The organism is Gordonia sp. VNK1, assembly GCF_040049135.1.
In the GTDB taxonomy this organism is placed as follows: domain Bacteria; phylum Actinomycetota; class Actinomycetes; order Mycobacteriales; family Mycobacteriaceae; genus Gordonia; species Gordonia oleivorans.
Genome location: NZ_JBDZDJ010000003.1, coordinates 286311 through 300587 on the forward strand (window position 1 = coordinate 286311; position 14277 = coordinate 300587).

Annotated in this window: 14 protein-coding genes; 4 read left to right on the plus strand and 10 right to left on the minus strand. The window is 67.6% G+C overall.

Features of this window, described 5'->3' with window-relative positions:
• Window positions 1-183: 183 nt before the first annotated feature.
• Window positions 184-879 (plus strand): L,D-transpeptidase, encoded by a 696-nt coding sequence (locus ABLE94_RS05215; RefSeq protein ID WP_348803346.1) that lies wholly within the window; start codon window positions 184-186, stop codon window positions 877-879.
• 119 nt (window positions 880-998) lie between these two features.
• Here ABLE94_RS05215 and sthA read toward each other — a convergent pair whose 3' ends face one another.
• Together sthA and ABLE94_RS05225 are read right to left on the minus strand one after the other, a co-directional pair.
• Window positions 999-2444: a Si-specific NAD(P)(+) transhydrogenase gene (gene sthA / locus ABLE94_RS05220; protein ID WP_348803345.1), complete on the minus strand. Its 1446-nt coding sequence runs from the start codon at window positions 2442-2444 to the stop codon at window positions 999-1001.
• A gap of 106 nt (window positions 2445-2550) precedes the next feature.
• Window positions 2551-3519: a PE-PPE domain-containing protein gene (locus tag ABLE94_RS05225; protein WP_348803343.1), complete on the minus strand. Its 969-nt coding sequence runs from the start codon at window positions 3517-3519 to the stop codon at window positions 2551-2553.
• A gap of 231 nt (window positions 3520-3750) precedes the next feature.
• Here ABLE94_RS05225 and ABLE94_RS05230 point away from each other — a divergent pair, with 231 nt between their 5' ends.
• Window positions 3751-3891, plus strand: coding sequence for a hypothetical protein (locus tag ABLE94_RS05230; RefSeq protein WP_348803342.1), 141 nt, complete (start codon window positions 3751-3753; stop codon window positions 3889-3891).
• Between the two features lie 54 nt (window positions 3892-3945).
• Here ABLE94_RS05230 and ABLE94_RS05235 read toward each other — a convergent pair whose 3' ends face one another.
• The 3 genes from ABLE94_RS05235 to ABLE94_RS05245 all read right to left on the minus strand — a co-directional run bounded on the left by ABLE94_RS05235 (window position 3946) and on the right by ABLE94_RS05245 (window position 5973).
• Window positions 3946-4749, minus strand: coding sequence for an Fpg/Nei family DNA glycosylase (locus tag ABLE94_RS05235; protein WP_348808191.1), 804 nt, complete (start codon window positions 4747-4749; stop codon window positions 3946-3948).
• Between the two features lie 19 nt (window positions 4750-4768).
• Window positions 4769-5242 carry a ribose-5-phosphate isomerase gene (locus ABLE94_RS05240; RefSeq protein ID WP_348803340.1) on the minus strand — a complete coding sequence of 158 codons (474 nt, stop codon included), beginning with the start codon at window positions 5240-5242 and terminating at the stop codon, window positions 4769-4771.
• Between the two features lie 125 nt (window positions 5243-5367).
• Window positions 5368-5973, minus strand: coding sequence for a mycothiol-dependent nitroreductase Rv2466c family protein (locus tag ABLE94_RS05245; protein WP_348803339.1), 606 nt, complete (start codon window positions 5971-5973; stop codon window positions 5368-5370).
• Window positions 5974-6158: 185 nt separating this feature from the next.
• On the opposite strand from ABLE94_RS05245, the gene pepN reads away from it, so the two are divergent.
• A complete protein-coding gene (gene pepN / locus ABLE94_RS05250; protein WP_348803338.1) occupies window positions 6159-8741 on the plus strand; it encodes an aminopeptidase N in 2583 nt (860 codons plus the stop codon).
• A 37-nt stretch (window positions 8742-8778) separates the two neighbouring features.
• Here the strand turns inward: pepN and ABLE94_RS05255 are convergent, their stop codons facing one another.
• Both ABLE94_RS05255 and ABLE94_RS05260 read right to left on the minus strand, forming a co-directional pair.
• Complete coding sequence (locus tag ABLE94_RS05255; protein WP_348803337.1) at window positions 8779-9474, minus strand: response regulator; 696 nt, start codon at window positions 9472-9474, stop codon at window positions 8779-8781.
• Window positions 9471-11066: a sensor histidine kinase gene (locus ABLE94_RS05260; protein WP_348803336.1), complete on the minus strand. Its 1596-nt coding sequence runs from the start codon at window positions 11064-11066 to the stop codon at window positions 9471-9473. The genes ABLE94_RS05255 and ABLE94_RS05260 overlap by 4 nt, the downstream gene beginning before the upstream one ends.
• 182 nt (window positions 11067-11248) lie before the next feature.
• On the opposite strand from ABLE94_RS05260, the gene ABLE94_RS05265 reads away from it, so the two are divergent.
• Complete coding sequence (locus ABLE94_RS05265) at window positions 11249-12679, plus strand: cation:dicarboxylate symporter family transporter (protein ID WP_348808192.1); 1431 nt, start codon at window positions 11249-11251, stop codon at window positions 12677-12679.
• 82 nt (window positions 12680-12761) lie between these two features.
• Here the strand turns inward: ABLE94_RS05265 and ABLE94_RS05270 are convergent, their stop codons facing one another.
• The 3 genes from ABLE94_RS05270 to ABLE94_RS05280 all read right to left on the minus strand — a co-directional run bounded on the left by ABLE94_RS05270 (window position 12762) and on the right by ABLE94_RS05280 (window position 14160).
• On the minus strand, window positions 12762-13256 hold the full coding sequence (locus tag ABLE94_RS05270; RefSeq protein WP_425476144.1) for a DUF5130 domain-containing protein: 495 nt from the start codon (window positions 13254-13256) through the stop codon (window positions 12762-12764).
• Window positions 13243-13491 (minus strand): aa3-type cytochrome oxidase subunit CtaJ, encoded by a 249-nt coding sequence (gene ctaJ / locus ABLE94_RS05275; RefSeq protein ID WP_348803333.1) that lies wholly within the window; start codon window positions 13489-13491, stop codon window positions 13243-13245. Before ctaJ ends, ABLE94_RS05270 begins: the two co-directional genes overlap by 14 nt.
• A gap of 132 nt (window positions 13492-13623) precedes the next feature.
• Window positions 13624-14160, minus strand: coding sequence for an HNH endonuclease (locus tag ABLE94_RS05280; RefSeq protein WP_348803897.1), 537 nt, complete (start codon window positions 14158-14160; stop codon window positions 13624-13626).
• Window positions 14161-14277: the final 117 nt, after the last annotated feature.

Below are 14277 nucleotides of genomic sequence, written 5' to 3' on the forward strand. Positions count from 1 at the left end.
ACATCGACTTTTCTCAGGGTCCCTCACCTGTTGTTTCGACATATCGCATCCCCGATGCGGCACCGTCACACACCGCCGACCCCGCAGGCCTTTGGCCGAAAGACAACGGTTGTGTAACGATGGTGGCTGCGCACTCCGGGGGAGGCGCCTGGAGTTTCCCGAAAGCAAAGGTTTCAACGTCCCGTGCTGAACACCACTTCCTCTCGCCGCCGCCGTCGCGGAGGCTTCCGCCTTGTCGCCGTCGTCCTCGGCGTGATCGCGATGGCCTTCGCCCTTCCGGGTCTGGCACAGGCGGCGCCCGTGACCGTCGTGCCCGGCCTGCCGCCGGTCGAGATTCCCGCCATCCCGGGTCTCCCGACTCCGCCGACCCAGACCCCGACGCCGGAGACCACCACTCCGCCGCCGACGACCACGACTCCGGAGACCCCCGGTGTCCCGGCCGTCCCGCGTGTCTCGACACCGACCGGATGGGTGGCCCTGGCCGACGACGCCAGCCACACCATCTACTGGTACAAGGACGGCGACTTCGTGAAGTCGATGCCGATCTCGATGGGCTCCAGTGAGCACCCGACTCCGAACGGCGTGTACCACACCAAGGAGAAGTACCGTGACATGTACATGGACTCCTCCACCTACGGTGTGCCGGTCGACTCCCCTGAGGGCTACCGCACCTACGTCGAGTACGCGACCCGCATGTCCTGGGACGGCATCTTCATCCATGCCGCACCGTGGTCACTCGCCCAGCAGGGCGTGAGCAATGTCAGCCACGGCTGCATCAACGTGAGCACCGAGAACGGCAAGTGGGTCTACGACACCATCGGTGAGGGAACCCCCATCGTGGTCCGTGGTACCATCGGTGGCCAGTACACCGGCGACTGAGCGCTCCGGGCTCCACTGAGCCGATACCGCTGAGCTGATACCACGAAGGCCGGTCCCGACAGGGACCGGCCTTCGTCGTTCGGTGTGGTGGCGGTGGGGGTGGCCGCGGGGCGCCGTTGTCAGACGGCCGCGTCGGCGTCGAGATCGAGGGAACGGCCCTCCGCGCGCACGCGGGCGATGGCCCGCATCTTGTTCGACGCGTCGAGCGCGGCCACCTTGTACCCCTCGGCGAGTGTCGGGTAGTTGAACACCGCGTCGACCAGATAGTCGATGGTGCCGCCCAGGCCCATCACCGTCTGCCCGATGTGCACGAGTTCGGCCGCGTTGGAACCGAACGCGTGCACACCCAGCAGGGTCCGGTCCTCGGCGTGGACGAGCAGTTTCAGCAGTCCGTAGGAGTCGCCCATGATCGCACCGCGGGCCAGTTCGCGGTATCGGGCGACCCCCACCTCGAACGGGATGTTGGCGGTCGTCAGCTGATCCTCGGTCCGCCCGACGAAACTGATCTCCGGGATCGCGTAGATACCGATCGGCTGCAACTCCTCCGCCGTCTCCCCGACCGGTTCGCCGAAGGCGTGGTAGGCGGCACGACGCCCCTGCTCCATCGAGGTGGCCGCCAGCGCGGGGAAGCCGATGATGTCGCCGACGGCGTAGATGTGCTCGACCTCGGTCCGGAAGTGTCCGTCGACCTTCAGTCGGCCGCGGGAGTCCGCGGTCAGCCCGGCGGCCTCCACCTTCAGCTCGTCGGACACGCCCTGCCGTCCGGCGGAGTACAGGACGGTGTCGGCGGGAATCTGCTTGCCCGATTCGAGGACCGTCAAGGTGCCTGACGGATGCGTCTCGACGGTCTTGACGTGCTCACCGAACCGGAAGGTCACGCCCCGTTCGCGGAGCTGGTACTGCAGGGCCTCGACGATCTCCCGGTCGCAGAAGTCCAGCATCGCCGGACGTTGCTCGATGACGGTCACCTTGGTGCCCAGGGCGGCGAACATGGAGGCGTACTCGATACCGATCACGCCCGCGCCCACCACGACCATCGAGCCGGGTACCCGATCCATCTCCAGGATCTGATCGGAGTCGACGACGGTCTCGCCGTCGAACTCGACGGTCTTCGGACGGGCGGGGCGGGTACCCACCGCGATGACGAACTTGTCCGACGTCACCCGTTTGAGGTCGCCGGTCGCGTCTTCGATGATGATCTCGTGCGGACTCGTGAACTGCGCACTGCCGGTGAAGATGCTCACCCCGTTGCGTGCCAACTGGTTCTGGATGACGTCGATCTCTTTGCCCACGACGTGCATGGTCCGCGCGGTGAGGTCGCTGACGGTGATGTCGGTCTTGAGCCGGTAGGACTGTCCGTACAACTCGCGTTGATTGAGACCCGTCAGGTACAGCACGGCCTCCCGCAACGTCTTCGACGGGATCGTGCCGGTGTTGATGCAGACGCCGCCCATCATGTGACGTCTCTCGACGATGGCCGCTCGCTTACCCAGTTTGGCGGCGGCGATCGCCGCCTTCTGCCCGGCAGGCCCGGACCCGATGACGACGATGTCGAAATGATCCACCGTGGATGCTCCGCTCGAGTGCTCTACGAATCGCGGGCACGAGGCGTCCCGAGACGCATACAAGTGTCGCTCACCGGCCCGAATCCCTCGACTCGAGCGGAGGTGATCAGGCCACGGCGTCGCTGCGCGGGTCGGCGGTGATGTCGGCAGGGTTCTCCGCTTCGGCACCGATCGCGAAGGTCACCTGGACCTGCAGCCACTGGGCGAGTGCCTGGCAACCGGTGGTCAGCGGGTCGGTGATCGGTGCCCGGTGATACGGCTCGTCACGGTAGGCGGTGTGGCGGCCGCCGGTCGCGTTCCGGATGACCATCCCCCGCCAGGTGATCACCCGTGGCAGATACCCGCGCACTTCCCGCGCCGCCGACCACAACCGGGTGATGTCGCGTCGCCACTGCACCGGTCCGGGCGAGGTCCGCAGCGCATTCTGAAAGGAGTTGGTGCGCAACGTTTCCCACATGGCGCCCAGCCATCGCCGGGGATCGGCGACGGTCAGCGAGTCGGTGAGATCGGCGATGTCCCGGATGAACGAATCGTGCCCGGCATTGCAGATCATGTCCTCGGCGGTCCCCACCCACCAGACCGGGATCGACGCCGGCAACGCCGGCCCGCGACCGGCCACACCCCATCCGTCACATCCCGGGACCACCCCGGGCGGCTGATGCGGATCGGCCACCAGACCCACGGCCAGCACCCGGTCGGCCACCGGGCGTCGACGCGGGTCGGCGGCGATGTCGGCCAGCAGGCGCCGGATCACCACGGCCCCCTGGGAATAGCCGATCAGCACCACCGGACCGGTCTCGGCCGCGAGCGCCGCATCGAGTCTGCGCATCCCCTCGGCGACGCTGTCTGCGTAGCTGATCCCGTCCAGGTGCGGGGCCGGACCGTAGCTCGCCGGGTAGGCCACCCAGCGAGGATCGAATCGGTCGTCGAGGGCCTCGGTGACCCCGGACAGGACACCGCTCACCTCGGTGCGGGTGTCGTCGGCGGATGACTCCCCGGTGCCACCGACCACCAGTGCGGTGACATGGTGTGCGGGCGGCCAGTCGCCGGTGGCCGTCACGTCGGCTGCGCTCATGACTCCATCCTGTCCATCGCGGATGAGAACCGTCGACGAGACGGCTGAGCGCCGCCTGAGACCGGCACACCCGAGGCGGCCGGGTGAGCAGAATCATCGCCGAACACGTTGATTAACACAGATGTAACGCGAACAATGGGAAGAGGCCTTGGTGTCGGCAGCGCTCGCTCACCCGCAGTCCGCCCGACCGGCCGATCGACACAATCGAGAAGTTGAAAGAAGTACCAGCACATGTCGTTCGCACGTTTCCGTGAACGTTTCCTGTCCTCCTCCACCGGCCATCGCGATCTGTACGACCGCATTCATCGCACTGCCAGCGGCGCTCAGCGCGACGAGCTTCTGGTGATGGCCCAGCGCCTCGAATCGCGCTGATCCCGCCGTCGGCGCCCGCGCCTCACTGCTGACAAGCCTCACTGCTGACAAGTCTCACTGCTGACAACTCGGGCACCAGTAGAGGTTTCGACCCTCGAGCTCGGTCTGCGCGATCGGGGTACCGCAGATCCGGCACGGCTCTCCGGTGCGCCGGTAGACGTAGGTGCGCGGGCGATCCGGTGCGTACGAGCCTGGCCCGTGATCGTCCTCCGGCGCCACCACGTGAATTCGCCCGCGCCGCACACCGATTCGCATCAATGACACCAGATCCGCCCACAGGGCGGTGAGCGTCTCGTGGTCGATGGCGGTGCCCGGGCGCTGCGGATCGAGCCGGGCCCGGAACAGCACCTCGGCGCGATACACGTTCCCGACGCCGGCGATCACCTTCTGATCCATCAGCAGCGCGGCGATCGGTCGCCGCGATCGGTGGATCGCCCGCCACATGCGTTCCGGGTCACCGTCGCGCCGTAACGGGTCGGGGCCCAGGCGTGCGACGAGGTCGTCGAGATCGGCGGGTGTGTACAGCTCGCAGGCGGTGGGGCCGCGCAGATCGGTCCCGACCTCGGCACCCTCGATCCGCATCCGGACCTGACCCACCGGCTCCCCCATCGGTACCGGGAGTTCGGTGAACGACCCGTACAGTCCCAGGTGCACGTGGACGAGTTGAGACCGCCGTCCGTCGCGGTAGCCCTGGATCAGGTGTTTACCCCAGGCCTGCGCCCGGTGGAACTCCCACCCGTCGACGAGCGCGGCCCCCTCGGCGAAGCGACCCTGCGGGCTCGACACCGCGACGCGCTGCCCACCGAACAGCTTCTGCTGACGCCGCGCGATGCGGTGCAGCGTATGCCCCTCGGGCATCGGTCAACCCGATCTCGGCTCAGGCCTCGGGAACGGCCGGTGCCACGCCGGTGCGCTCGTACTCCGACAGGATGTCGATACGACGCTGGTGACGCTCTTCGCCGGACCACTCGGCGGCGAGGAAGGCGTCGACGATCGCGAGCGCTTCCTCGGTGGTGTGCATCCGCCCACCGATGCCCATCAGCTGGGCGTTGTTGTGTTGCCGCGCCAACTGGGCGGTCTCGATGCTCCACGCGAGCGCGCAGCGCGCACCCGGCACCTTGTTCGCGGCGATCTGCTCGCCATTTCCGCTGCCGCCCAGCACGATTCCGAGGCTGCCCGGATCGGCGACAACCTTCTCGGCGGCCGCGATGCAGAAGGCGGGATAGTCGTCGAGGGCGTCATAGGTGTGGGCACCGCAATCGATGACCTCGTGACCGGCACCCCGAAGATGCTCAGCGATGGCCGTCTTCAGTTCGAAACCAGCATGATCTCCACCGAGGTATACGCGCATGCCGACACTATAGAACGCGGTCGGTGCGCCACATCATCGCACCCACCGACCGCGTTCTGGCAGACCAGGATTGCGCCGCCGATCTGCTCGGTCGATCTGCTCGGCCGGTCTGCTCGGTCGGTGTTTCAGTCGAACTCCGGGTCCTCACCGCGGCTGCGCTTGAGTTCGAAGAAGTGCGGGTAGGACGCCAACGCCAGCGCGCCGTCCCACACCGTGCCGGCGGTCTCCCCGCGCGGGATGCGTGAGAGCACCGGACCGAAGAACGCCACGTCGTTGATGTGGATGGTCGGGGTGCCCACGTCGTCGCCGACCTTGTCCATGCCCGCGTGGTGGCTGGTGCGAACGGCATCGTCGAATTCCGTGGACTCCGCGGCCTGTGCCAACTCCGGCTCGAGACCGAGATCGGCCAGCGACTCGGCGATGACGACGTCGAAATCCTTGTTCTGTTCGTTGTGGATCTTGGTGCCCATCGCGGTGTAGAGCGGCGCCAGGATCTGGTCGCCGTGTTTCGCGGCGGCCGCGGCGATCACCCGCACCGGCTTCCACGCGTTGGCGAGTCGCTCACGATAATCCTCGGGGATATCGCGTCCCTCGTTGAGGACCGCGAGGCTCATGAGGTGGAAGTTCGCGTCGATGTCGCGCACCTTCTCGACCTCGAGAATCCAGCGGGAGGTGATCCAACACCACGGACACAGCGGATCGAACCAGAAATCCACGCGATCGGTCGACATGCGGTCATCCCTTCGTCGGGTTTGTCTGACGGGTTTGTCTGACTTCGGTGCGCGAACCGGAATCCCGGCACGCACACCGTGGCTGTTTCCACAACCCTGTTTCTACAACTCCGGGGTGTGCCCGCTGATTCCGCCGGCACCGACCGTACCCCGGACACGACGGGTGGATGGCTAAGCTGGCCACTGTGACTGCTCCGAATCTGACGCGTGATGCGGCCCGCGAGCGTGCCGCCACCGTGACCGTCTCCCACTACGGCATCGACCTCGATCTGACCGACGGCAACGGGGCCCCCGGCTCCACCACCTTCCGGTCGTCCACCACCGTGACCTTCACCGCCACCGCGGGATCCTCGACCGTCATCGACCTGGTGGCACCGAACCTGATCTCGGCCACCCTCAACGGCACCGAGCTCGACGTGTCCGACTTCGACGAATCGGTCGGCATCGCGTTGCCGGATCTGGCCGCCGACAACGAACTGGTCGTCGTCGCCGACTGCGCCTACTCCAACACCGGTGAGGGTCTGCACCGCTTCGTCGACCCCACCGACGACTCGGTGTATCTGTATTCGCAGTTCGAAACCGCGGACGCCAAGCGCATGTTCGCCTGTTTCGACCAGCCCGACCTCAAGGCCACCTACACCTTGACGGTGACCGCGCCGGAGGACTGGAAGGTCATCTCCAACGCCGCAGTGGTCAACGATCTGGTGGCCGAACCGGGCATCCACCGTTTCCGCGAGACACCGACGATGAGCACCTATCTGGTGGCCCTCATCGCCGGGCCGTACGCGGAGTGGACCGACACCTACAGTGACGAGCACGGCGACATCCCGCTGGGCATCTACTGCCGCGCATCGCTGGCCGAGTTCATGGATCCGGAGCGGCTGTTCACCGAGACCAAGCAGGGCTTCGCGTTCTACCACAAGAACTTCGGCATCCCGTACGCCTTCGACAAGTACGACCAGCTGTTCGTGCCCGAGTTCAACGCCGGTGCGATGGAGAATGCCGGCGCGGTGACCTTCCTCGAGGACTACGTGTTCCGGTCCCGGGTCACCAAGTACCTCTACGAGCGTCGCGCCGAGACCGTGCTGCACGAGATGGCCCACATGTGGTTCGGCGACCTGGTCACCATGACCTGGTGGGATGACCTGTGGCTCAACGAGTCCTTCGCCACCTTCGCCTCGGTCCTGTGCCAGGCCGAGGCCACCGAATACGAGAGTGCGTGGACCACCTTCGCCAACGTCGAGAAGTCCTGGGCCTACCGCCAGGATCAGTTGCCCTCGACGCACCCGGTGGCCGCCGACATCCCCGACATCGCCGCGGTCGAGGTGAACTTCGACGGCATCACCTACGCCAAGGGCGCCTCGGTACTCAAACAGCTCGTCGCCTACGTGGGCCTCGAGGATTTCCTCGCCGGCCTGCGCGACTACTTCACCGCCCACAAGTTCGGTAACGCCACCTTCTCGGATCTGCTTGCCGCGCTGGAGAAGTCGTCGGGACGCGACCTGTCCGACTGGGGTGACCAGTGGCTGCGCACCACCGGGATCAACGTCATCCGACCGGATTTCGAGCTCGACGACGACGGCGCGTTCACCCGGTTCACCATCGTCCAGGACGGTGCCGCACCCGGCGCCGGTGAGACCCGTGTGCACCGCCTGCGGGTCGGCGTCTACGACGATGACGGCTCCGGCGCGCTGGTGCGCACCCACAGTGCCGAACTCGACGTCGAGGGCGAACGCACCGATGTCGCCGACCTGGTGGGCGTGCCCCGCGGCGCGCTGATCCTGCTCAACGACGACGACCTCACCTACGCCTCGATCCGGCTGGACGAGCAGTCCCTGGCGACCGCCACCGCACGGATCGGCGACATCACCGACTCCATGCCGCGCACGCTGGTGTGGTCGGCGGCCTGGGAGATGACCCGTCAGGCCGAGATGCGCGCCCGGGACTTCGTCGAACTCGTCGAACGCGGCATCGCGTCCGAGACGGAGATCGGTGTGGTGCAACGCGTTCTGCTGCAGGCGACCACCGCCATCGACGCCTACGCGGATCCGGCGTGGGCGGCCACCACCGGCCGTCCCGGATTCAGCGCCCGACTGCTCGAATTGGCCAAGGGCGCCGAGGCCGGCTCCGATCACCAGCTGGCCTTCGTCAACACCCTGCTCACCTGCCGGGTCAACGACGATCAGACGCAGATGCTGCAGTCGTTGCTCGACGGCGACGACCCCGCCGACTACGACCTGCCCGGACTGACCGTCGACACGGATCTGCGCTGGAAGATCGTGATCGCCCTGGCCACCGCCGGTGCCATCGACACCGATCCGGATTCGACGCCGGTCATCGACGCCGAGGCCGACCGCGACAACACCGCCGCCGGCGCCCGTCAGGCCGCTACCGCGCGGGCGGCCCGGCCGCTGCCGGAGGCCAAGGCCGACGCCTGGGCTCAGGCCATCGACGACGACACGGCCTCCAACATCTACACCCGTGCGGTCGTCGCCGGATTCGCCCGCCCGGGTCAGGACGGCCTCCTCGACGACTACGTGGCGAAGTACTTCGACGCCGCGCCGGGCGTCTGGTCACGCCGCTCGAGCGAGGTCGCCCAGACGGTGGTGGTCGGTCTGTATCCGTCGTGGGACATCAGCGCCGACGCACTGACGGCGGCCGAGGAGTTCCTGGCCGGCGACCATCCGTCGGCACTCAAGCGCCTGATCTCCGAAGGCCGTGCGGGAGTAGAACGTTCCCTGAAGGCCCGCGAGTTCGACGCGAGCTGAGTTCGACCCGAGATCGGCGACATCGTGTGGCGGGTGCTCACCGCACCCGCCACACGTATCGGACCTGCGGCCGACCGGTGCGCCCGTATTCGGTGACCCGGTCCACGGTGCCGTCGTCGGCCAGATGCTCCAGGTAGCGCCAAGCCGTCACCCGCGAACTACCCACGCCCGCAGCGACTTCCGATGCGGTGAGTCCGGCGGCGCTGTCGCGCACCGCACGTGCGACGGCATCCTCGGTGTCGGGTGCGCGTCCCTTCGCGGCGGTCCGCCGGTCGCCGACGGTGCGCAGTTGCGCCAGCGCCTGGTCGACCTCCCGTTGGCTCACCGCGTCCCCGTGTCCGGACAGCGCTGCGCGGTAGCCGAGATACTGGGTGAGCTTCTCCTTGAACGCCGCGTAGGTGAACGGCTTGATGAGGTAGAGCAGCACTCCGTGACCCATCGCGCTGCGCACCGAGTCGAGATCGCGGGCGGCGGTGATCGCGATGATGTCGGGTGCCGGGCGGATACCGCCCAGAGCGGCGGCGAGGTCGACGCCACGCGCGTCGGGGAGCCCCAGATCCAGCAACACCAGGTCGATCGGTGCACCGGTCGCGGCCGCCCCGGTGGCCCGCCGCAGTGCGTCCTGCGCGGTGCGACACTCGGCGATCACCTCGAATCCACCGACGCGGGACAGGTATTCGCGATGTCCGGCGGCGATCAGGGGTTCGTCCTCGACGATCATCACCGCGATCACGACCCCACCCCCACGGCGGGTGCGGCGGCCGACCCGATCTCCACGGTGACCACCGACCCATAGGTGTTCTCGGCGACGATCACCCCGTCATGGCCGGCGACGACCTGGGCCACCAGCGCCAGCCCGATCCCCCGGCCGGCCTCGTCACCGCCGGCCTTGGTCGAGTAGCCGCGTTGCTGCGCCCGGGCGAAGACGTCGGGCGACATCCCACCGCCGGAATCGGCCACCACGATGCGCAGACCACCGGCGTCGCCGCGTACGGTCACCTCGACCCACGGATCCTCCGGATCGCACGCGTCGAGTGCGTTGTCCACCAGGTTGCCCACCACCGTGATCATCTCCGCCGGCGAGAGTCGTTGTGTGGCACCATCATCGACCATCGAGTCCTCGGTGAGGGCGAACGCGATACCCCGTTCGGCGGCCTGCGCCGACTTTCCGAGCAGCAGCGCCGCCAGGGTCGGTTCGGCGACGGCGTCGGTGATCCGGTCGACGAGATGCTGTGACACCTCCAGGCTTTCGGTGGCCAGCCGCACGGCCTCCTCGGTTCGGCCCATCTCGATCAACGCGACCATGGTGTGCAACCGATTCCCCGATTCGTGTGCCTGCGAGCGCAGCGCCTCGGCGAAGCGCGTCATCGAATCGAGTTCTCCCACCGCCTCGGACAACTCGGTGCGATCCCGGATGGTGACCACCGCACCGTCATCGCGACCGGGCACGGGTGCGCGGTTGACCACCAACACGCGACCGTTCGCGGCGTACAGGGTGTCGCGCAGCGGTTCGTGGCCGCCGGTGAGGAACGACGGAATATCCACCGCGGCATCACCATCGGCCGGTTCACGGCCCCCGCGCCCGTCGCCCAGCAGCCGGTGGGCCTCGTCGTTGACCAGGACCGGTTTCCCACCCTCGAGGACGATGAGGCCCTCGTGGACGGCGTGCAGCACCGCGTCGTGGTGGTCGTACATCACCCGCAACTCCGACGGCGCCAATCCGCCTGTGTGGCGCAGTAATCGGCGGCGGATGGCCCACAGTCCGATCAGTGCGATCACCAGCGCGGCGATCCCGATGGTGGCGATGAGCGGGAGCTGCGACACCCAGTCCTCGGTGAGCGTGGACTGGGTGATCCCGACGGCGACCAGCCCGACCACCTTCCCACCGGCGTCGCGCACCGGCGCGACGGTGCGGATCGACGGACCGAGCGTGCCGGTGTAGGTCTCGGTGTAGATCTCCCCGCGCAGCGACGGCTCGGTGGTGCCGATATAGCGCTGCCCGATGAGCGACGGGGTGGTGTGGGTGAAGCGGCGACCCGTGGTGTCCATGATCGTGATGAACGCGACGCCGGTGGCGCGTCGGATCTGCTCGGTGACCGGCTGCAGGGTGGCGGTGGGATCGGCCGAGCTCAGTGCCGCCGCGGTCCAGGGCGCGTCGGCCAGACTGACCGCCACCGCGCTCACCTCCTCGCGCGCGGCGCGGTTGGCGTCGGCGCGGGCGTCGACGGCGGCCAGCACGCTGCCGCACACCACGATGGCCACCACCACCGCCACCTGCAGGGCCACCGCCTGCCCGGCCAGGGAGCGCGGCATCAGCCTGCTCATCGTCGCATCACCTCTTTCTCCGGACGTGTGCCGGTGATCGCCAGCCAGTGTGCTCCGCGTCCGGTGATGTGTGCCACTGAACGAAATGAACTCAAGGGTGACCGGCATCACCGGGTCATCGAACAATTCTTACCCAGCACCTCCTCGCATCGGCGGGGGCGGAGGAACGAAAGGCAGTCGAGATGACCATCAGAGCGAAGGCGGCGGGCACCGCCGATTTCCCGGCGTCCCCCTCGGGGAAGAAGCGCGATCGCACGCATTGGCTCTACATCGCGGTGATCGTCGCGGTGATCGCCGGTGTGGCGGTGGGCCTGATCTGGCCGGAACTCGGCAAGGATCTCGGCGTCCTCGGGACGATGTTCGTCAGCCTGATCAAGATGATGATCGCGCCGGTGATCTTCTGCACCATCGTGCTGGGGATCGGCTCGGTACGGAAGGCGGCCACCGTCGGCAAGGTCGGCGGACTCGCCTTCGTCTACTTCCTGGCGATGTCGACCGTCGCCCTGGCGATCGGTCTGGTGGTCGGCAACATCATCAAACCCGGTGAGGGCCTGAACATCTCGTCGGTGGCGGGCAAGGGCGCCGAGCTGGCCGAGCAGGCGCACGAATCCGGCGGCACGATGGCCTTCATCGAGGGCATCATCCCGACCTCGATGCTGTCGGCACTCACCGAGGGCAGCGTCCTGCAGGCCCTGTTCGTCGCACTGCTCGTCGGATTCGCCATCCAGGCCATGGGTCGCAGCGGTGAGCCGGTCCTGACCGCGGTGTCGTACTTCCAGAAGCTGGTGTTCAAGGTGCTGACCATGGTGCTGTGGGTCGCCCCGATCGGCGCGTTCGGCGCGATCGCGAGCGTGGTCGGTCAGACCGGATGGGCGGCCGTCGGTCAGCTGCTGGTGCTCATGGTCGCGTTCTACCTGACCTGCCTGGTGTTCGTGTTCGGGGTGCTCGGCGTGCTGCTGCGCACCGTCGCCGGCGTGTCCATCTTCCGCCTGGTGCGCTACCTGGCCCGGGAGTACATCCTGATCTTCGCGACCTCGTCGTCGGAATCCGCACTCCCCCGCCTCATCGCCAAGATGGAGCACCTCGGCGTGCAGAAGACCACCGTGGGCGTCGTCGTCCCGACCGGGTACTCGTTCAACCTGGACGGCACCGCGATCTATCTGACGATGGCCTCGCTGTTCATCGCCGACGCCATGGGTGATCCGCTGTCGATCCCCGAGCAGCTCGGACTGCTGGCGTTCATGATCATCGCGTCCAAGGGCGCCGCCGGCGTCAGCGGCGCGGGCCTGGCCACCCTCGCCGGCGGTCTGCAGGCACACCGTCCGGAGATGCTCGACGATGTCGGGCTGATCGTGGGTATCGACCGGTTCATGTCCGAGGCGCGGGCGGTCACCAACTTCTCCGGCAACGCCGTGGCCACCCTGTTGGTCGGATCGTGGACGAAGACCGTCGACAAGGACCGCGTCGACGAGGTGCTCTCCGGCCGTGCCCCGTTCAACGAATCCGACATGGTGGACGGAGACGACACCATCGGCTCGGCCGACGACGATCCGATCGATCAGCGGCCGGACGCCGGCGCACAGGCCACCGAGAAGGTCCTGGTCACTCACTGATCACCCATCGCCCACAACAACGACGTCGGCCGCTCATCCACCAGGGATGAGCGGCCGACGTGAGGTTGTGTCGGGGACGTCGCTACTGGTTTGCGGCCGCCGTGGCGATCACATGCAGTGCCGAGACCAGACCGTCGATGAGGTTGCCGGACCGGAGGCTGCCGATCGCGGCGGTGACGCCGAGTTGGGCGACCCGGTCATTGACGCGGTCGGCGACCCGGGCACCGGACACCACGACCACATCGTGCGAATTCGGCGACACCGCGATGAGTGCACCGTTGGCCGGTTCCGGGGCCTGCGCGAGGACCGCGCGGGCGTCGGCGACCGCGTCGGAGCCGAGATCACCGATGTACACCGAGAAACGCACCATTGCCTTCTCGCTGGCGGCCTTCAGCGCATCGTCGAGGTCGATGAGGTCGGCCTGACTGAACGGCGGGGTGCTCGGGGACTGACCGGGGAAACGGGTCGACGACACGCGTCCGCTGTTGGTGATCACCGTTCCCATCGGGAGCGCGGTGGACGGGGAGAGCTTGACGCCCCCCTCGGTCCCTGCCTGGGTTACCTCACCACTTGCCACTGGCCGAGCCTCCATCCACATCGGTCGCTTCTGCATGGTGCGGGAGAGCCATCGGCTCGATCTCGGTCGCGCTGAACAGCAACGGATCTCGCGTCCACGGCTGATCGAGCGTGTACTCCTGCACCTTCGGGTACTTCAGGCCGTTCGAGAACACCATCGAGATGACACAGAGAACCACCATCACGACGCAAACGACCGTGACGACGACTCCGATGCCGACCATCGCGCTATCCATGACATCCTTTCGATCGGTGTCCGGGGGCTGCCGGTAGGCGACCCGCCCAGCAGGTCGTGTGATCAATCTAGCCCACGACGACACTCACGTCCCAGTGGGGCCTACAACGCGTCGTAGACGATTTCGCGGGACTCAGGCGGCGCCCACATCGATGTAGCGCGCCCAGGCCGGATCGATCTCCTTGACGGTCGCCAGCAATCGCCAATGCCGCCCCTTGGGCGCCACGAGTGGGGTGTGCAGGGTCCATCCCAACTCGCTGAGCAGATGGTCGGCCTTGCGATGGTTGCAGCCGGCACAGCAGGCCACGCAGTTCTCCCAGGTGTGGCCGCCCCCGCGACTGCGCGGCAGGACGTGATCGATGGTGGTCGCCTTGGCGCCGCAGTAGCCGCAGCGGAACCGGTCGCGATGCATCAGCGCGGCGCGCGTCATCGGGATGGTCGCCCGGTACGGCACCCGCACATAGGTCCGCAGGCGGATCACCGACGGCACCGCGACGGCGGTGTCGGCCGAATGCACGGCCAGTCCGGGGGCCGCGGCGTGAACGACGTCGGCACGCTCACGCAGGATGAGGACGATCGCGCGGCGCAGCGAGACCGCGGTCAGCGGCTCGTAGGTCGCGTTGAGCAGCAGCACCCGTCGGCGGCCCCAGATCCCGGGGGTCGAACGCATCGAAGCGGTGTCCGGGACTGCCGTGCCCACGGCCGCATCCGCACCGAGCACCTCGGGTCGTCGGGGCACCTCGGATCGTCGGGGCACCTCGGGTCGTCGGGTCGCGTGCAGCATCGT